The 19,964-nt window shown below is 46.5% G+C and carries 16 protein-coding genes; 5 read left to right on the plus strand and 11 right to left on the minus strand.

Features of this window, described 5'->3' with window-relative positions:
* Positions 1–157: 157 nt before the first annotated feature.
* From QUB11_RS17730 to QUB11_RS17750, 5 genes are all read right to left on the minus strand, one after another.
* Positions 158–781 (minus strand): heme-copper oxidase subunit III, encoded by a 624-nt coding sequence (locus tag QUB11_RS17730; RefSeq protein ID WP_333201321.1) that lies wholly within the window; start codon positions 779–781, stop codon positions 158–160.
* 143 nt (positions 782–924) lie between these two features.
* Positions 925–2,730, minus strand: coding sequence for a cytochrome c oxidase subunit I (ctaD, locus tag QUB11_RS17735; RefSeq protein WP_333201323.1), 1,806 nt, complete (start codon positions 2,728–2,730; stop codon positions 925–927).
* 78 nt (positions 2,731–2,808) lie between these two features.
* Positions 2,809–3,810, minus strand: a complete 1,002-nt coding sequence (locus QUB11_RS17740; protein ID WP_333055530.1) for a cytochrome c oxidase subunit II — start codon at positions 3,808–3,810, stop codon at positions 2,809–2,811.
* Positions 3,811–4,031: 221 nt separating this feature from the next.
* The gene (locus QUB11_RS17745; protein WP_333201326.1) at positions 4,032–4,790 is read right to left on the minus strand and encodes a class I SAM-dependent methyltransferase; all 759 of its coding nucleotides are present in this window, start codon (positions 4,788–4,790) and stop codon (positions 4,032–4,034) included.
* A gap of 104 nt (positions 4,791–4,894) precedes the next feature.
* Positions 4,895–5,908, minus strand: a complete 1,014-nt coding sequence (locus QUB11_RS17750; RefSeq protein WP_333201328.1) for an LD-carboxypeptidase — start codon at positions 5,906–5,908, stop codon at positions 4,895–4,897.
* A 194-nt stretch (positions 5,909–6,102) separates the two neighbouring features.
* Between QUB11_RS17750 and QUB11_RS17755 the strand changes: the two genes are divergently transcribed.
* Positions 6,103–7,536: a carotenoid oxygenase family protein gene (locus tag QUB11_RS17755; RefSeq protein WP_333201330.1), complete on the plus strand. Its 1,434-nt coding sequence runs from the start codon at positions 6,103–6,105 to the stop codon at positions 7,534–7,536.
* A gap of 712 nt (positions 7,537–8,248) precedes the next feature.
* Positions 8,249–9,070: an SDR family NAD(P)-dependent oxidoreductase gene (locus tag QUB11_RS17760; RefSeq protein ID WP_333201331.1), complete on the plus strand. Its 822-nt coding sequence runs from the start codon at positions 8,249–8,251 to the stop codon at positions 9,068–9,070.
* 506 nt (positions 9,071–9,576) lie between these two features.
* Here the strand turns inward: QUB11_RS17760 and QUB11_RS17765 are convergent.
* Positions 9,577–12,396: a tetratricopeptide repeat protein gene (locus QUB11_RS17765; RefSeq protein WP_333201333.1), complete on the minus strand. Its 2,820-nt coding sequence runs from the start codon at positions 12,394–12,396 to the stop codon at positions 9,577–9,579.
* A 151-nt stretch (positions 12,397–12,547) separates the two neighbouring features.
* Between QUB11_RS17765 and QUB11_RS17770 the strand changes: the two genes are divergently transcribed.
* Positions 12,548–12,811 (plus strand): hypothetical protein, encoded by a 264-nt coding sequence (locus tag QUB11_RS17770; protein ID WP_333201335.1) that lies wholly within the window; start codon positions 12,548–12,550, stop codon positions 12,809–12,811.
* A 292-nt stretch (positions 12,812–13,103) separates the two neighbouring features.
* Here the strand turns inward: QUB11_RS17770 and tsaB are convergent, their stop codons facing one another.
* A complete protein-coding gene (tsaB, locus tag QUB11_RS17775) occupies positions 13,104–13,943 on the minus strand; it encodes a tRNA (adenosine(37)-N6)-threonylcarbamoyltransferase complex dimerization subunit type 1 TsaB (RefSeq protein ID WP_333201337.1) in 840 nt (279 codons plus the stop codon).
* 2 nt (positions 13,944–13,945) lie between these two features.
* Positions 13,946–15,658 (minus strand): serine/threonine-protein kinase, encoded by a 1,713-nt coding sequence (locus QUB11_RS17780; RefSeq protein WP_333201339.1) that lies wholly within the window; start codon positions 15,656–15,658, stop codon positions 13,946–13,948.
* A gap of 65 nt (positions 15,659–15,723) precedes the next feature.
* Between QUB11_RS17780 and QUB11_RS17785 the strand changes: the two genes are divergently transcribed.
* The gene (locus QUB11_RS17785) at positions 15,724–15,882 is read left to right on the plus strand and encodes a hypothetical protein (RefSeq protein WP_333201341.1); all 159 of its coding nucleotides are present in this window, start codon (positions 15,724–15,726) and stop codon (positions 15,880–15,882) included.
* A 74-nt stretch (positions 15,883–15,956) separates the two neighbouring features.
* Here QUB11_RS17785 and QUB11_RS17790 read toward each other — a convergent pair whose 3' ends face one another.
* Positions 15,957–16,205, minus strand: a complete 249-nt coding sequence (locus tag QUB11_RS17790; protein ID WP_006632635.1) for a Ycf34 family protein — start codon at positions 16,203–16,205, stop codon at positions 15,957–15,959.
* 108 nt (positions 16,206–16,313) lie between these two features.
* Between QUB11_RS17790 and QUB11_RS17795 the strand changes: the two genes are divergently transcribed.
* Complete coding sequence (locus tag QUB11_RS17795) at positions 16,314–17,567, plus strand: CCA tRNA nucleotidyltransferase (RefSeq protein ID WP_333201343.1); 1,254 nt, start codon at positions 16,314–16,316, stop codon at positions 17,565–17,567.
* 257 nt (positions 17,568–17,824) lie between these two features.
* Here the strand turns inward: QUB11_RS17795 and QUB11_RS17800 are convergent, their stop codons facing one another.
* Positions 17,825–18,172, minus strand: coding sequence for a DUF952 domain-containing protein (locus tag QUB11_RS17800; RefSeq protein WP_333201345.1), 348 nt, complete (start codon positions 18,170–18,172; stop codon positions 17,825–17,827).
* 19 nt (positions 18,173–18,191) lie between these two features.
* A complete protein-coding gene (locus QUB11_RS17805) occupies positions 18,192–19,784 on the minus strand; it encodes a CocE/NonD family hydrolase (protein ID WP_333201347.1) in 1,593 nt (530 codons plus the stop codon).
* Positions 19,785–19,964 lie beyond the last annotated feature (180 nt).

Consider the following 19,964-nt stretch of genomic DNA (forward strand, 5'->3'; position numbering starts at 1 on the left):
TGGACGGGCGGGACGCCCATCCCACAATAACAATTAAAATTGTAAGTTATTTAATTCGCGATCCTATGAAAGTCGATCGCACTTTCCAAACAATAAAAAAACCCCCAATTGGGGGTCATACAAATCTCTTGTGGCAGAGGTTAAAAAGCCTCTGGGATCACAAAATATACAGTAACAGAAACAAAACAATCCAAATCACATCGACAAAGTGCCAGTAAATCTCAGTCGCTTCGATGCCGAAGTGGTGCTCGCTAGAATAGTGACCTTGCGCGCGCGATCGCCACACCACACCGGCCATCAGGAGCACTCCAAACGTAACGTGCAAGCCGTGAAAAGCAGTCAAAACGTAAAAGCAACTGGCATACAAATTCGTCGTCAAGCCAAACTCTAAATGAGTGTATTCGTAAACCTGACCTGCCAAGAAAACTGCGCCCATAGCAATAGTTACGAGCAACCAATTCCGCATTCCGGTGGCATCATTCTTTTTGATTGCAGTATCAGCATTGTGAATCACAAAACTGCTAGCAATCAAAATCACCGTATTAATTCCCGGCAGCAATAACTCTCGCCCCGGCGTACCTTCAGGAGGCCACACGGGGGCCATCGCCCGATAAATCAAATAGGCGGCAAACATACCGAAAAATATCATGCCTTCAGCGCACAGGAAGACAATTACACCTAACATTCGGTGGTCGGGATGCTCGACACCGTGTGCTTCTACTTCGCCCTCGTGGTGGTAATTTAGGGCTGTTTTTGTCGGATCGATCGCTGGAATTTGCATAAGAAATTGGTAATGAAGAAGTCAGTTGTCAGTTGTCAGTTGTCAGTTGTCAGTTGGCATTAGTCATCAGTCATTAGTTAACAGTCAACCGTCAACCGTCAACCGTCAACAATTCCCAATGACTAATGCCTGATGACTAATAACTATTCGCCATCTTGACTTTCATCAGCAGGAGAATCAACATCTATCTCTGATTCAGGAGCGACCAAAGTGGCAGTACCGCCAAAGAAAGTTGAAGCTTGAGCCTCCGCAATAGGAATACCTGTTTTCTGGGCGTTGCGAGTGGCATTTTCCCTCAACTTAAGTCTGAGACGTTCCCCTGTATTCTGAATTTTTTCCATGCCGTAATCGTAAGGCCCCGTTGCCAATACCGGCACTCCTTCAAAATTTTCGATCGGGGGCGGCGAAGTCGTCATCCATTCCAAACTCAAAGCTTGCCAAGGATTGTCACCTGCTTTCGGGCCATATCTCCAGCTCCAAATCACATTAATGATAAACGGGATTGTAGACACTGCCAGCATATAAGCACCGACAGTACAAATGACATTAATTGTGGTAAATTTCGGGTCGTACATTGCCACCCGCCGGGGCATTCCTTGCATACCCAAAGCGTGCATCGGCAGGAAAGTTACAGTAAAGCCCACATAGGTTAAAACAAAGTGAACTCTACCCCAAAATTCATTAATCATCCGCCCCGTCATTTTGGGGAACCAGTGGTAAAAAGCAGCGTAAATTCCAAACACTGAGCCGCCAAACAGCACGTAGTGTAGGTGAGCGACGACAAAATAAGTGTCGTGAACGTGAATGTCGAAAGGTACGGAAGCTACCATGATCCCGGTGATGCCGCCGAGGACAAATGTTGAGATAAAACCCATCCCAAATAGCATCGCGCTGACAAGCCGGAGTTTTCCTCCCCAAATAGTTGCCAACCAGCTAAATATTTTAATCCCAGTTGGTACGGCGATGATCATAGTTGTGATCATAAAAAACATCCGCAGCCAGCCGGGAGTGCCGCTGGTAAACATATGGTGCGCCCACACGATCAAGCCTAAAAAGCTGATAGCGAGACTCGAATATGCGATCGCCAAATAACCAAAAATTGGCTTGCGGGAATGCACCGGCAAAACTTCTGAAATCACCCCGAAAAAGGGCATAATCATAATGTAAACTGCCGGGTGCGAATAAAACCAGAATAAATGCTGGTAGACGATGGGATCGCCGTTGCCAGTCGGGTTAAAAAATGCCGTCCCCGCTAACAAGTCAAACGACAGCAAAATCAAAGCTGCTGCTAAGACTGGAGTAGCAATCAAAGTCAGCGCTGAAGTCGCAATCATCGCCCAGCAAAACAAGGGCATATCATTGAGACCCATGCTGGGAACGCGCATGGTAAAGATGGTAATGGCAAAATTTACCGCCCCCAAAATCGAAGAAGTTCCCAGAATCAAAACGCTGAGAATCCAAATTTCTTCTCCGGCTTGAGCCGTAACTAAGCTCAAAGGCGGATAGGAAGTCCAACCCGCCTGTGGAGCTCCTACCAAAAAACTGCTCAATAGCAACACGCCGCCTACGGGAATCATCCAAAAGGCAACGGCATTTAGCCGGGGAAATGCCATGTCTTTGGCCCCGATCATTAAGGGTATCAAAAAGTTAGCAAATCCGGCTCCGGCGGGTACAATCCACAGGAAGATCATCACCGTCGCGTGAACAGTAAATAAACTGTTATAGAGTTCGGGGGTGACAAAATCGGAGTCGGGGGTGGCGAGTTCTGTTCGCACCAAAGTTGCCATTACGCCGCCGATTAGATAGAAAATAAATGTTGTGACTAGGTATTGAATACCGATGACTTTGTGGTCGGTATTAAAAGTGAAGTAGTCGCGCCAATGTCTATCGGCGGGCGCTGTTCCGCGAGCCTCAGTGTTTGCACTTTCTTGGAACTGTGCTTGTGTCATAGTTATTAGTCATTAGTTATTAGTCATTAGTTATTAGCTCAGGGTCAAAGACCCAGTGCCAGGAACTAATGACTATTTTTAGTGATGAGTTGGGTGAAGTTGTTCTAGGGTTTCGGAATTAATTTTTATTTCCCTGACGTAGGGAGCCAAAAATTCACCGTCTGACAATTCCCCTGGATTGACTGCAACTGCTTGCTCTAAGTTTTGACTGCTAGCAACTTGCTGTTCTTGCAGCCAACTGTCGAATTCTTCGGGCGTGTGAACGACTGCTACAGCTTTCATCGCTCCGTGATAAGCGCCGCACAATTCAGCACAAACAACCCGGTATTCGCCGGTTTTAGTTGGTGTAAATCTCAGTTCGCTCGGCCGGCCGGGAATTGCATCTTGTTTGAGGCGAAATTCCGGCAGCCAAAATGCGTGCAGCACGTCTTGAGCTGAGATATTTAGCTGTACGTCGCGGTTTGCTGGCATATGCAGTTCGCCGGAACTAACGCCGCTTTCTGGATAGCTAAAAATCCAGGCGTACTGCAAACCTGTGACATTTACAACTAAGTCTGCTGGTTTGTCTTCATTTTCTGGGGAAGCGCCGACGCCTAGAGCAACAAGTTTTCTAGACGGAATTTGAGGGGCGTTTTGGGGTGTATCTGAGAGTGTGGCTGCGATCGCACTTCCCCGCATTTTAGAGTGCGCTTGCATCGTGCCGTGGTCATGATTGCCCATCGGATCGAGGCCTCCCATTGAGTTGTAAATCTCAAAACTGTAGACTCCGATTCCTAAAATAATCACCGCTGGCACGGCTGTCCAAAGAATTTCTAAGGGAAAGTTGTCATGCCAAGGCGGCCCGTCTGTGTTGTCTCCTTGACGGCGGCGATATTTAATTGCAGCAACGATGAGAATTCCTTGGACCATGATAAATAGTCCAGTGGAAATGGTCATCATTGTATTGAAAAGTGCGTCTATGTCGGATGCTTCGTCAGAGGCGGCGATCGGCATCAAACCGTGATTCTGCCCGTACCAGAGACTGATCAGAGTCACTCCGATGCCGGCGAGCATGGTGAGGATGGAACTTGGAATGTTCACGCTGGTACTTCTTAATAGCGACACTTCTTCGCTTGAAAAATGAAGGAAGCGCCTCTGGGTTATCAATTTTTAATTGTAAATGGTATTTTTAGTAAAATGTCTCTCTTAAGGGTTACTTAAGGCTTAGAATTTTTGACCGATCGCCTGCGCGCATCAAAAATACGTCTTTTGTACCTTGACAAAACTCAGTAAAAATGGTAGACAATCGCTCTATTTGGCTGCTAAATTTGAGATTTTTTCTCAAACACCATCAAATGCTGCTGGGGCAACATATCTTTTGTCTCTTTCCATACTAAACCGACGGCGGCCATTTCTTTTTTTACCTGCTTCTGCGTCATTTTGTGCAAACCTTTAATGGGAATCAGCGGGTTTTCGCCCCGATACTCGATCGATACCGTGCGGCCTCCCGGTTTAAGTGCTTTCACAATTCCTTGCATCATTTCTCTGGGATATGCAAATTCGTGATAAGCATCGACCATCACAACTAAATCCACGCTGTTTTCCGGTAAATTCGGATTGTCGATACTTCCCAAAACTGGCTCAACGTTAGCAATATTTTTTTCTTGTTTATTCAATTTAATAAAATTAATCATTTCCGGCTGCACGTCAACTGCCAAAACCTTTCCTTCTGGAACTAAGGGAGCGAGGCGAAAGCTAAAATATCCCGTTCCCGCTCCAATGTCTGCTACAATATCGGTTGGTTTTAAATCGAGATTGTTCACTAACCGAGCTGATTTTTCTTCCATGCCGCGGGACGGTCTTTCCAGCCAACTAGCGCCTTGGTATCCCATGACTTGAGCAATTTCTCGACCCATGTAAAATTTGCCGATTCCGTCGGGATTGTGGACTGTTCGCTGCTGGTAAATTGGGTCGCTGTTAGCGGTTTTACTTGCTGCTGCACAGGCATTGAGTGGCAACAGGCAAAGAATTGTCAAGATTATTGCTGTTAAGGGTTTAATTAATTGTTCAGCTTTTTTCACGATATTTCTGATTTTGTGTTTAAATTTATTTCTCGTTCCCTGGCTCTGCCTGGGAACGCAGATCCAGAGGCTCTGCCTCGGTAATATCCAGAAGAGTTCAAGATTTAATGGACAGCGGATTCTAACAATTTAATTGTACCAGAGTCAGCGTCGATTTCGACTTCTTGGCCGATCGGCAAAGTGAACTGCTCCCGAATGTGTCCCACCATTGAACCATACCACGCAGGAATATTCAAAGGGCGAATGTGGTCGGACAAGACTTGAGGCAAGGTTAGGGACTCTTGGGGTTTTTCAGCTTCGCACTTGGTACACTGTCCGAAAATAAAACCTGATATTTTATCAAGAATGCCCGCTAATTTAAGCTGCGTCAACATTCTATCGATGCGATAAACCTCTTCGCCCACTTCCTCAACAAACAAAATACTATTTTCCCACTGCGGTAAATATGCAGAACCCACCATTGCTGCTATTACTGATAAATTTCCGCCGATGAGTTTTCCCCTAGCTGTGCCGCGCCCGATTGTTTGAACTTGCACGCTTGGGGAGTTTTGCATGGTTATAGAGCCGCCCTCAAACAAAAGTTTTTTGACGTATTTTACTGTCAATGGACTCCAAGTTGACACACCTAAAGGGCCGTGAAAAGTAACTATATTAGTTTTAGCATAAATCGCCAATAATAGCGCCGTAATATCGCTGAATCCCATAATGATTTTGGGATTGTTGCGGATAATATTGTAATCCAGGAGTGGCAATATCCGACCGCAGCCCCAGCCCCCCATTCCGGTAAAAATAGCTCGCACTGAGTCATCGGCAAAGGCTGCGTTGACATCGGCGGCGCGATCGGCATCCTTGCCGGCTAAATAGCCGTAGCGGTCGTAAAAATGCTCTCCCAATTTAACTTTTAAACCCAGGTTATCCAGAACTTTAAAAAATGGCTGCACTTCTTTTTCGTAGTTGAAAGCCGCAGGATTGATTAAAGCTACAGTATCGCCGACTTGCAGGCGGCGCGGCTCGATCGCACTTTTGGGAGATAGGTTGGTTTGGGCGCTTGGCAAAAGCTGAGTACCAATAGCAGTCAGCCCAAAAGTTGTGAGCAGAGCGCGGCGGCGGAGAGTCATAGGTGTTATACCCTTGTTCGATTAAGTGAGGTACAGGTTGAGATTTTAGATTTTAGATTTTAGATTTTAGATTGGGGGATTGAGCAATTGTTAATTCATTGATGAATGGCTCACGCGAGAACTGTTATAGATGGTTTTTGCTATAATTGTATAGCAAAATATCTGTCAGATCAGTTTAAAATTGCGAGTTTCAAATGAAAACAGACACTAAAATCTCAGCTAAAAAATCTTGGGCTAAATCTTTAGCCAGTCCGGCGGCAGAGTTTCCGCTGACTCAGCTATCGGTTAAAACTGGTAAAATTCCCGACGGATTGCGCGGCACTCTCTACCGCAACGGGCCCGGACGTTTGGAACGCGGCGGTGTTGCTGCGGGACACTGGTTTGATGGCGACGGTGCAATTTTGGCAGTACATTTTACCGATGTCGGTGCTACGGCTGTTTATCGCTACGTGCAAACAGCGGGATATCTAGCTGAAGAAAAAGCTGATAAATTTCTCTACAGTAATTATGGCATGACAGCACCGGGCCCTGTGTGGTTGCGGTGGACTAAAACTGTTAAAAATGCGGCCAATACTTCTGTTTTAGCTTTGCCCGATCGCCTTTTAGCTTTGTGGGAAGGTGGCCCGCCTCACCGCCTCGATTTGCAAACCCTGGAAACTCAGGGAACGGACGATTTAGGCAGTTTAGATAGTAAATTTGTTTATTCTGCTCACTGCAAGCGCGACCCGATTACCGGCAATATTTTCAACTTTGGAATTACCAACGGTGCGACTACAAAGTTGAATCTGTATAAAAGCGATTTTACTGGAAAAATCGTGCAACAATCAACAGTTGCTTTAGATGGAATTTACGCGCTCCACGATTTTGTTTTTGCGGAAAAGTATCTGATATTTTTCATCCCGCCGGTGCAAGTCAATTTTTTGCCATTGTTAACGGGAATTAGCAGTTATAGCGAGTCCTTTAAGTGGAAACCGGAGTTAGGTACTCAGATATTAGTTTTTGACTCAGAAACTCTCTCTTTAGTTAGTCGCGGCGAAACCGAACCTTGGTTTCAGTGGCATTTTGCTAATGGTTTTGTGAAGGAAGATGGTTCGGTGGCTGTAGATTTTGTGCGCTTCGCTGACTTTCAAACTAATCAGCGACTGAAAGAAGTACCGACTGGTGAAACTAGCACCGATGCGGAGGGTACTCTTTGCCGAGTGCATCTCAATCCTCTGACGGCGAAAGTGACAGGAATAGAAGAATTGTTGGATAAACCTTGTGAGTTTCCGATCGTACCTGATGCCGAAATAGGGCAAGACGCACGATATATTTATCTGGCAATGTATCGGCCTGACGTTGATATTGTAGCCGAACGTTACGGTGCGATCGGCCGTTTGGACACGCAAAGCCGCAATCTCACAATTGCCGACTGTGGCGAAAATCGCTATCCCGCAGAGCCCATCTACGTTCCAGATATTTCCTCGGAAAAAGGTTGGATAGTAACAGTTATTTATGACGGCAATTCTGACAGCAGCGAAGTCTGGATATTTGACAGCGACGGACTTTCCCGCGAACCTGTTTGCCAGCTAGAATTGCCCGGTGTCATACCTTTGGGCTTTCACGGCACTTGGAAATCGGCAGTCTGAGAAAATTGTAAAGAAGTGTTGCGGAAGATTTATTAAAAATTGTTGCCGCTTCTCCGTCAAGTTGTTAAGGTGTGTGTAGATAGGAAATTCTCATATCTAGGAGGTGTGGAATTGATAATCTGCATTGCTCAATTATCCTGTGCTAATTCGCACGAATCCCCGGCGATTGTAAGTCGCGGTGGCACAGGATATGGTCTGCCTCTGCGGACTAAAAAAAGGGGTAATTAAGCCCCGAACAATGACTAATTCGAGGGGAATATTCCCGGCGAATAAATTCGCGGCTACACAGGCTTGCGTCCGCCTCTGCGGACTGAAGAAAACCAATCCCTGGCGAATAAATTCGCGGCTACACAGGCAAAGTCCACCTCCGCGAACAGAAGAAAAAGCGGTAACAAAGCCCGCTTGGCCATGATTTCCGACTCGGTTTGCCATCTCAGGTTTGTCTGCTTGCATGAGGTTAAATGACCAGATATTTGACTGATTCGTGGCAAACCAAAAGTTTAGTTCAACTCACGCGCACGTTAGCGATTCAACAGTTTTGGGTTTTGAGTTAACCCCACGAATAAATTAGGCTTATCGGAACAAGATAGCCTTTTAAACAATTATGAATTATGAGTTGTTATCGCCAAAACATTCAACTCATAACTAATAATTCACAACTCACAACTCATAACTCCGTGCCGCGATGAGAATCAACCAAAAGGTTTAATCTATGCAACTTCAAGGAAAAACAGCTCTTGTTACAGGAGCTTCGCGCGGAATTGGGCGATCGATCGCCCTGGCATTAGCGAGACAAGGAGTCAAACGTTTGTTGATTGTGGCGCGCAACCGCAAGCAATTAATTGAACTGGCAGAGGAAATCGATGTTTTGGGCACAGAAGTAGTGCCGTTAGCTTTGGATTTAACTCAGTCAGTTGCGGTGAATATTGCGATCGCCCAAGCTTGGCGAGATAGCGGCCCGATTCACCTGCTAGTCAACTGTGCAGGCGTCGCCCACCAAGCATCATTCTTGCGTTCCCCGCTGCCGTTAATCGAGGAAGAAATCGCCTTAAATTTGCTCGGAACCTACACAATTACCCGCTTGATAGCTCGGCGAATGGCGACTCAAAAAGAGGGAACAATCGTCAATGTTTCGAGCTTAATGGGCAAAATTGCCGCTCCGACAATGGCGACTTATTCTGCTACCAAATTTGCCATTTTGGGATTCACCCAAGCTTTACGCAGCGAGTTAACTCAGTACAATGTTCGAGTCACAGCTTTGCTGCCATCTCTAACAGATACCGACATGGTGCGAGACTTGGAACAATTCCGCTGGGTAGTGCCCACAACTCCCGAAAAAGTTGCCCTAGCACTTGTCGCGGGATTGCACAAAGATGCGCCGGAAATCTTGGTAGGATGGCAAAGTCATCTAGCAGTTTGGTGTCACCGAATTGCGCCTTGGTTGCTGGATTTTGTGTTGCGGATGGCGACTCCCGAACTTCGGGATAAATCGCGGGGCCGCAAATTGCGGGAGGCTTTAGCTAGCGGGCGATAAACTTTTTTCTGGGCGGGCTCTTCGGCCATTGGTGTCAACTTAAGCTGTCAGCCCGCCCACCCGTTAGTCCGCCAGTCCGCCAGGGGTTGAAACCCCTGTCTAATAGCTAAAGTCCTCTGAAGAGGACTGGGAAAAAGAATCTTTGACGTTGCTGATTCTGGCGTAGGAATCAACTTTTCGCTTGATGTTACAAAACTGACCATACTTGTTTTATAGCAATTGGGAAATCTGAATTCCTACCTGTATTCAGCAACGCCCAGCAACGCCGAATTTTTAAACTCATTAGTCCTCTTCAGAGGACTTTAGCTATTAGACAGGGAATTCATTCCCTGTCGGACTGTCGGACTGTCGGACTGTCGGACTATCGGACTATCGGACTATCGGACTATCGGACTGTCGGACTGTCGGACTGTCGGACTACGGATTTAACGTTAAGTTGACACCAAGGGGCATTGCCGTGTCCGTACAAGGGCTATGTACTTACTTACCAGCAAAAGTGCTATATATCATTTCCACTCCCCTTGCAAGGTAAAAGCAGCCCAATAATAGGGAGATTTCCATTTTTCCTGCTGCATCATTTCCATCTGCGCCGCCCTCAAAGCAGCAGCCGGCGCTAACTTTTGTTGCACCATGTTTTGATAAAACTTTTGCATTAACAAAGCAGTTCCTTCATCATCCACATTCCACAAACTCACCGCCACCCGCTGCGCCCCCGCATACATAAAACCCCTTGTTAATCCCACCATTCCTTCGCCTTTAACATTCTGTCCCCTGCCCGTCTGACAAGCACTTAAAACCACTAAATTTGCCGCCAGTTTCAAGTTGAAAATATCGGTGAGGCGCAAAAAGCCATTGACAAGATTGCCCTTGTCATCTACCATCGACATCACAATTCCTGAGAGTTCGGGATTTTTGCTGTTGGCAATGCCGTGGGTGGCGAAGTGAACGATTTGATAATTAGCTAAGCTGCCGTCGGTGGCGGTAGTGCGATTGGCATCAAAATCAATCTTTTGACTGCTAGAAGTTGAGGGGAATAAGCTGGATATTGTTTGGGCTTCTTGGCGGGTAAATGCGAGACGTTCGGGCGGCCATCCCCGATTAGAAGCACGAAGCGATTGATTTAAACCGAGGTTGTTTACTTCTAATTTTTCTGTTGTTGCTTGGGTGATTTTTCCTTTAATTCTTTCATCATCTGGGCTGAAAACTGGGTCTGCTAAAATTGCTAAATTTCGGTTCGGTGGTTTTCTATCTCCGTAATTTTGCCTGAGAATGGCGAGAGTTGAGGCGGAAGGCAGGGTGATAATTTCATGTTCGGCAATTAAGGGAACATTGGTGTTTTGTCCAGCGGTTTGGGGAAGAGTTAAAGCCGAAAAAGGGGTATAATGCAGCACGCCGTCGGGAACAATTAATAGGCGTTTATTGCCTAATTGGGCTGCTGCGGGTTGTAAAATCACTTGACCTAGATTTGCACTCGCTTGGGCAACTTGTTGGGGAATATCTCTTTGAACTGGGCTAGTTATTGCTTCTAGGAAGTTCTTAGCTGCTGTTTCAATATCTGCGCGTTTTGGCAATTCATAGCTAGTTAGTCCTGTTGATGTCACAACCCACAAATAACTGCGGTTTGTGCCGAGGGAATACTGCAATAAAATCGTGTTTTCATCGAGAATCTGTTTCTGAATTTCTGGCAGTGTTAAAGGTTGGGGTTGGGTGAGGGCAGCGTAGCGGGGGCTAGCGGTACGAATCTTGGTTTGAAGTTCCTGATATTGTTCCAAAAGTGCGAGGCGCTGTTTGTCGATTTCAGCGATTTTAGTTGCGTTGGGATTGGGGGTGCTGATTGTTTCGATGCGCTGCTTTTCAATGGCATCGAGTTGCTGTTGCAAGCTCTTTTCTTGTTGCAGTAAATCGGGGGAAATACCTTCGCGAATGTTGGCGTTACTTTCAACGAGGAGTTCGAGGAGACTGCGGGCCCTCGAACGTTCGCTGGCTTCTAAGGCTTTTGTATCGTAACCGGATTTAGGATGAGTTTTATGCAGTTGCATTAACAAATCGATGTAGAATTCATAGTAATCCTGTACTGTGGAAAAGTATGAGCTGCGGAGTTCAGGACTGACAATTTTAGTGCGGAGGTTTTCGATGATTTTGAGAGAGGATTCAATATCGTTGAGGGCTTCGGTAAAATTGTTTTGAGCGCGTTTGGCAACAGCTATGTTGTAAAGGGTGATAGCTTCCCCAGCGCGATCGCCAACTGCCCGAAACAGGGGAAGCGACTGGCTGTAATACTCTAGCGCTTTCTGTTTTTCTCCCAATTGTGAGTAGACTACGCCGATGTTGGTGAGGGTGTAAGCTTCTCCGCGGCGATCGTCGGTTGCCCGACTCAGGGAAAGCGACTGGCTGTAATACTCTAGCGCTTTCTGTTTTTCTCCCAATTCTGAGTAGACACTGCCGATGCTGTAAAGGGTGACAGCTTCCCCACGGCGATCGCCTACTGCCTGCACTAGGGAAAGCGACTGGCTGTAATACTCTAGCGCCTTCTGTATTTCTCCCAATTCTGAGTAAACACTGCCGATGCTGGTGAGGGTGTAAGCTTCCCCACGGCGATCACCTACTGCCCGCACTAGGGGAAGCGACTGGCTGTAATACTCTAGCCCTTTCTGTATTTCTCCCAATTCTGAGTAGACTACGCCGATGCTGGTGAGGGTGTAAGCTTCCCAACGGCGATCACCTACTGCCCGAAATAGGGGAAGCGACTGGCTGTAATACTCTAGCCCTTTCTGTTTTTCTCCCAATTGTGAGTAGACTACGCCGATGCTGGTGAGGGTGTAAGCTTCTCCGCCGCGATCGCCGGTTGCCCGAAATAGGGGAAGCGACTGGCTGTAATACTCTAGCGCCTTCTGTTTTTCTCCCAAATCTGAGTAGACTACGCCGATATTGTTGAGGGTGCGAGCTTCCCCACCGCGATCGCCTACTGCCCGCCATAGGGGAAGCGACTGGCCAAAATACTCTAGTGCTTTCTGTTTTTCTCCCAAATCTGAGTAGACACTGCCGATGTTGCTGAGGGTGGTAGCTTCCCCGCGACGATCACCCGCTTTTCGATACAGTTTTAATGCTTCTTCATATTTGACGATCGCACCTCTTAAAGCTTCCTCCGTTCCTTGCTGGGACAGTCGCATCGCCTCTTGGAATGCTGTTTTAGCAGCGTCGTTACTGTTAGTTTGTGCTGTTTGTACGACTTTGCCAACGGGCACGGCTGCTGCCACTGGCTGACTTAACTGAAGCGAAAGTGCGATCGACATACCAGCCAAAAACCATTGAGTGCGATCGAACATAACCACCCTTTTTGTATTTTTGTCGATTTTAGTTACTAGCCTGCTTAGTGTTAAGGCAGGAAGAAGTCAGGGCGATCGGCATTTTTGCTAGAGTTAACGAGTAGGTGCGATTCCCTACGGGATCGCTACGCCGCGCGTACTTTTTCCCAGCATGAACAACATCCTAACTACCCCCGATCCCGTAACAACCCACTGGGATTGCCCCGAATGCGGCGGCACTGGTACCCTCAGCCCAGAAATTTGCCCTGTTTGTCTGGGAGCAAAATACATCGATCTCGCTGCGATAACTAACTGGATGCTCGATTTTATGGAATCTCGCGGCTGCGATCGAGCTGAGATCGATCGATTGCGAACCGAAAGCCCAGACCCCCTAACATTAACTTTTTGCCTCGAAGTTTGTATCGCCCTTAAATAAACAACGATATCAAGTCTACTTAAGGGCTTATCAATCATTTACGGGCATCGAGCATAGGGCATCGAGCATCGGGCATTGTCGGAAAAAAAACGCACTCTACAAGTTGATTTAATTTATATCTTGCATTATTCTAAATTAGCCTTTTAGGAACAGGCAAGATGCCTGTTCCACAAAGAGTAGATTCTCTTGTGGAACAGGCATCTTGCCTGTTCTTGAGAATGGTGCAAGATGTGAGTTTAACTGAAACGAAATAATGCCCAATTCCCTATTCCCAATGCCCAATTCCCTATATTCAGTGTCCCTTAACCGGATGTTGACCGTAAAAAGGCAAAGCATCCGACCAATCAGGACGACTTCCCATTTGCCACTCCAAATAAGCCAATTCCAACACACTAGAAACCGACCATCCCAACTCGCTACCAACTTCAATTAACTGATAAGAATTCCCCCAATTATCCAACTTTTCCTGCCAAGATTCAGGAGTCATCACCGTATCAAGAAACAACTCAGTTAAACCAGAATCTTTGTTAACTGAATAAACCGCCCCAAACAATTGTCCCCGCTGTGCAGGCATTTGCAGCGCTATATCCTCTCTCAAAAGCCCCCCCTTAGCAAGGGGGGGTTGGGGGGGTTCGGTATTCAAAAGCCCCTCCTTAGCAAGGAAAGGTTCTGCACTCAAAAGCCCCCCCTTGCTAAGGGGGGGTTGGGGGGGTTCGGTATTCAAAAGCCCCCCCTTAGCAAGGGAAGGTTCTGCACTCAAAAGCCCCCCCTTAGCAAGGGGGGGTTGGGGGGGTGCCGCCCAAGCGACAGCCGCCAAAGTTGAAATCGCAAAAACCGGAATATCCAACTGTTGAGCCAAAGTCCGCGCCGTCACCATACCCATGCGAGTCCCCGTGAAGCCTCCGGGCCCCTTCGCCACAGCAATAAAAGCCAAATCCGCCCAAGTTTGCGGCTGAATAAACTCGACTAAATACTGATGCAAATGAGTTGCTAAATCGCGATCCAAATTCCAAGTTTGGCAGCGAGAATCCCCGGCAAAATTGCTGATGGCTAAACCGAGTTCGCGACTAGCTGTGTGCAGGGCTAAGCCGTATTTTTTAACTAATGTTCCGTCTTGGGGATTGCTATTCACGATTACTGATAATTTTCCTTAACAAAAAACAGCGGTAAAGCCACAACTAAGCAACCCAAAAGAATGCCAAATATTCCCGTATTTAAAATCCTCGAATTACCCATGCCCCCACTCACCAAAAACAGCACTACTAAACTTGCAAATAAATTTTTGTTGGCAAATTCTTTGTGTTGGGAAACTTGATGCTTCACCGTCATAAAACCCGACGCAACTATTAGGGCGAACCACGAATTAAAAATGACTATTTGAGAGCCAAAGATAAACCAAACTAAGGCAAACATTAGCGCATCTATCCAAAAATCCTGACTTTTCAACTTCGGCAGCCAAAATTCTTGGGTAGTAACAGAGGCCGCCTTCTTGAGTAATTGATTGTGTTGCAGCCGCACGAGTTTGTTTCTCAATTTAATCTTGGGATCGATTTGCAATATTTGCTTCCACTCCGGGCGGCGAGAATTGTTGACTCTTCCCAACAGCTTCACGGCTGCGACTTTATTTAACTGCAAATCGGTGAGTCTGGTGGCAATTATTTGAGATAAGTGCGGATAGTAAACGGGGTTGTCTTCGGTTCTGTTGATGACGATATTGAGCTGTTGCTTGGCTTGACTGACTTGGATTGTAACATTGTACGGGGCGAGATCCTCTTGTAAAGCTTGCTGAATTTCGGCTTGCTCTTGGCGAGTGAAAAGCGACACACCGGGCGCAGGTGTAAGAACCCGTTCTGCGGGCGTTTCCGGCGCGTCTAGCACCGGCTGTGCGTCTAAATACACCGGTTTGGGGTTCAAGTGCCGGATGACTGCTGATGCTGAACTGTAGCGCCGATTGGTGGCACTTTGAAGCATGGTGTCGAGGATGCGGCCGAAATCATCGCTAACAGCGGTTTTCAAATAATTTCGCCAAGCCCAAGAATCCTCTGTACTGTCGAACAAATCGAAGGGAGGAATTTCTGTCAGCAAGTGAATGCAGGTAACGCCCAAACTGTAAATATCGCTGGCAAAAACTGCTTTTCCCATCAATTGTTCTGGGGCTGTATAAGCAGCACTGCCGATGATTGTACCTGTTTGCGGCAATCCGGTTGCTGTTACTTTCTTAGCTGCACCAAAGTCTACTAAAACAATATCTTTTTGGAAAGGAGAGGGTTGATAGGAAGTTTCTAAGACGGGTAAAGGAGTTGGAGATAGTCGGCGGCGAATGATATTTTCTGGTTTGATATCGCGGTGAATGACTTTGGATTTGTGGACGAAGTGGAGCACTGGCAATAAATCGTTGAGGATTTGCCGAATTTGAGTTTCGGTGAATGCTCCTTTTTGTTCTAATTCTCTGGCTAGGTTTTTGCCGTCTATAAATTCTTGTACTAAATACTGTCTCCCGTCTTGTTCAAAATGCGCGATTAATTCGGGAATCTGGGGATGTTTTCCCAAGGTTTGTAGCTGGGCTGCTTCTTGGTGAAATAGTTGAGCGGCTTTTTCGGCTGCGGTATTTTGCTGCAAAAATTGCTTGATTACGCACTGCGAAAAAATCAGGGGTTTGGTTTCATCAACTGCTAGAAATGTTCGGCCAAAGCCTCCTTGCCCGATCGGCTTTATGGTTCGGTAGCGAGATGCTGATGGCGTTTCTGAATCAAGAGTTAACAACAAATTGGAGCCGCAACTTTGGCACAATTCTGCATCCCCTGGGTTTTGCGGATTCTGACAAGTTGGGTTTAAGCAATAGCACATTGGATTTTAGATTTTAGATTTTAGATTTTAGATTTGTAATTGGGAATGGGAATGGGGAATGGGGAATGGGGCATCGGGCATCGGGCATCGGGCATTGGGCATCGGGCATCGGGAATTGGGCATCGGGAATTGGGAATTGGTTATTGGTTGTTATCGCCAACAACTCACAAAAAACCTATAAAAAACAACAAATAGCAACCAACCAACAACCAACAAATAACTAATGACTAATGACTACTGACTAATGACTAATGACTACTGACTAATGACTACTGACTACTGACTAATGACTTCTTCCTTAAGTCGGGACGAGTTCGCCTGGCCGCAATTTTGCCCATTTGCCGGTCTCTTGCTTGAAACTTTGACAGCCAACTACATCCCATTCCATTTCAATTTCGTCTTGGCGGGGGCGGATGTTGACGTTGATGGTGGGTTCTACGGGGTCGAAATCGGGTGTTTCGGTGAGGTGAAGCTGTTCGTGCTGTTCTTCTACGGCGTGGTAGGTGAAGCAGCGGTCTACATAGTGGCAGTTAATACAAATACACATTCTTGATATCCTCTGTGCATTTCAAAAAGATTGGTGAAATTTGAGCTTTCTGTTAATCTAGCGTAGCAAGAGTTTAATTGTTTGTAAGGAAAGTAGATTTTTGTTGCGATGCCGATTAATTTGCCCTCTTCATTATCTCCTGATACTTGGCCGTTTGATTTGGAACTGCTGACACCGCCTGCTTATTTGGTGGGCGGTGCGGTGCGGGATGCGCTGCTGGGGAGGCGATCGCACTATTTTGATTTAGATTTCGTTATGCTAACACGGGCCGTGAAGACTGCTCGAAAAATTGCCGATCGCACGAAAGGTGGATTTGTCTTGTTGGATGCGGAACGCCAAATTGCGCGGGTGGTGTTTGCGGGCGGTACGGTGGATTTGGCGCAGGCGGAAGGGGGGAGTCTGGAGGGGGATTTGCTGCGCCGAGATTTTCGGATAAATGCGATCGCCTGCAATCCTTTTACCGGAGAAATCATCGATCCTTTGGACGGTCAAACTGATTTGCGGTTGGGTTTGCTGCGGATGATTTCGCGGTCAAATTTGGAGGACGATCCGCTAAGGTTATTAAGAGCTTACCGCCAAGCGGCGCAGTTGGGTTTTGCGATCGAACCTGAAACTCAATCGGCGATTCGGGAATTAGCGCCGCTGTTGAGTCGGGTAGCGGTGGAACGGGTGCGGACGGAATTAGGTTATTTGTTGAGTAATCCTGACGGTGTTCCTTGGATTTGTCGCGGTTGCGAAGACGGTTTGTTTTCGATTTGGTTTGAAAGTGCGATCGACCGTTTTGATATTTTGACAAAAATTGATGCGTCTGCTGCCAAGTTAGCGGCAATTTATCCAGATTTGGGGAGAGAATTTTCGCGATCGATTCGAGATACAATTAAAACGCCTTTGTTGGCGGTTGCGAAGTTGGCTGTTTTGGCAGATTCCGACCCGACAATTGCTGAAACTCAGTTGCTGCGGTTGAAGTACAGCAATGCGGAGATTAAAAGTGCGATCGGGCTTTTGAAATACTTGCCCAAATTGCAAGCAAAACCTATCGCGGAAATGTCTTTGAGAGAACAGTATTTTTTGTTTCGGGATGTGGGAATAGTATTTCCTGTTTTAGCGGTTTTGGCGGTGGCTGCGGGAGTTGCGGTTGAGGATATTTCACTGTTAATTAATCGCTATCTGGATGCTGATGATATTATTGCTCATGCCACACAATTAGTTAGCGGTAATGATTTAATGGAATATTTGAAATTGCCCAGAAGTCCACGCATCGGTCAATTGTTGATGGAGATTCAATTAGCGCGGGTGGAGGGTAGAATTGCGACTCGCGAAGATGCGCTGAAATTGGCGGCAGAGTTGGTTGATGTTAATTGATATTTTGCAGAAATTAGAACGGGCAAGATGCCCGTTCCACAAAAGATAAAATTTCTTGTGGGGAGTAGGGGTTGGGCTTCTAGCCAGCCCTAAAAAGTTAGTATACAATGCTGCCAAATGTGCATATTAACTTAGATATTGCACCATTCTCAATTAGCCTTTTCTTAACAGGCAAGATGCCCGTTCCACAAGACACTTAATTCTCTTGTGGAACGGGCCGGAGAGCCCGTTCTTGAGAATGGTACAAAATGTGCATATTAAACAACATCCCTTAATTCTTCTGGCAGTTCAAACTTGCCATCGGCACCCGGTTCAAACTCAACAACTTTCAACACAGCATCAACATTCAGCGGCCCGTAAATGTGCGGGTAATTCTCACCTGCTGCCAATTCATACTTAAGTTCAGCTTGCACTTTGTCCGAGTCAATCCAAAGCAGCAGCAATCCTGTTTGTCCCACAAAAAATTTATTAGCAGATCTAAGAACTTGTGTCAGAGTCGAACAGTGGATAAATCCTTCAGTATCTAGCGTATCGCCGCGATAGGATTGAACTTGTTTTGCTTCTTCCCACTGTTGACTGCGGGTGATGTGAAAAATAATGCTCATAATTGAATAAGTTCTAGGTTTAATTGACAATTGGCAGCAAAATTTGAGAGGGACAATTCCCGCCACAACTTACTGTCAGCGTGATAATTTTAGCATCCATCGCCCGCGCTTCACCGTCCGGCGCACCCGTTCCCGGATTCACGCCGTAAGCGGGAAAACAAGCCGCACTCAAACTCAGACGCAAGGCATTACCTTTGGCAATTTGCATACAAGTTGCTTGCAGCACAATTCTTACAGGTGTTTCACATAAATTTACCCGCACGTAACCTTGAGTAAAATTGTAGACGCTGCCGCTATCTTTGACCTCGGAAAGTATTGCACACAAATCAAAACTCGGCGCATCTGCTGTACAAAATACTTCGATAATTATATCTCCAGCTAAGCGCAAATCGGCTGTTAGCGGTGCCGAAGTGTAGGTTAACACATCGGTGCGACAGTCAATAGTCGATCGCTCCATCGCACCTGCAGGAAATGCAGCGTGACCTCCCAAGGATGGCACCGGCCGCCAAGGGTCATGTACGAATATATCATCAGTGCAAACATCCGCGCCACTCTCTGTTAAAATACCCGCATCTTCTCTCATGGCGGCAAGTCCGGTACTTGCTAAAAAATAATATTTATGATTATTATTAGGCCATTTATCAAATTTCCGCCAATCATTCCTCCCCATCTCAAATAGCGAAATCTGCCGATCGTCTAATATTCCTGTATCAACTCCTTTGAGGAATTGATCAAACCAGCGAATTTGCAACTCATCCACAGGATTTGAAGCTGCCAAACCATAATCCAACGCTCCAAGTTTTCGCCCCCAAGGTAAATGCGCCCAAGGGCCAATTATCAAATGCTGCGGATAGGAACTCCGGGTCACCATTTCCTTATAAAGATGGATTGTTCCCCGCAAATAAGTATCAAACCAACCACCAATGTGCAGCATCGGTAAGTCTAAATCTTTGATGTTTGGCGATAACTTTTCCCAATAGTCGCTCGGTCGATAATTATGCAACCAATCGTGATAATATGAGTCTGGCGCAAGATTTTTAATAATCTCAGGACGCGCAGGCACGGTATCGTATAGCGGGAGATTTCTCGAAGCTGCATAAAAGGCTTGATAGGCAGAAATATCGGCTTTTAAGCGAGCGGTTTCTGCGGCTAGTTGAATTGCCCAGCCGAGATTTGATTGCAGGCAAAATGCGCCACCTTCATAGGCCCAATCTGCATATAAATTGCAGCCTACCATTGCCGGACAAATTGTGATTAATGCGCTCGGTTTAGCAGCCGCCGCGTAGAGTTGAGTCATTCCTTGGTAGGAAAAACCGTACATTCCGACTTTGCCGTTACTCCCCGGCAGATTAGCAGCCCAATTGACGCTATCAAAACCGTCTTGTGTTTCGCTAACAAATAGGTTAAATTCCCCTTCGGAAGTGCCGCGTCCCCGCACGTCTTGGATGACAACGATGTAGCCGTGTTTGGCGTACCATGCGGGATGGGAATATACTACTGTAGAGGCGAGATCCCTTCCGTAAGGTTGCCGCATTAATAATACTGGAAATTCGCCCTCCGCATCGGGGCGGTAGATGTCAGCATCTAAACGAACCCCATCTTTAGTTAGCATTGACGCTTTTTCTTTCGGACAAAGTTTCAGCATAAAGCCTAAAAAACATCAACTAAAAAAGTTCGTAGTAACTGAGATGTTGCACCATTCTCGATAAGCATTTTATGAACAGGCTTTCCGGCCTGTTCCACAATAAAATTCATCTCTTGTGGAACGGGCCGGAGAGCCCGTTCTTGAGAA

The organism is Microcoleus sp. B6-A1 (genome assembly GCF_036705085.1).
Taxonomy (GTDB): domain Bacteria; phylum Cyanobacteriota; class Cyanobacteriia; order Cyanobacteriales; family Microcoleaceae; genus Microcoleus.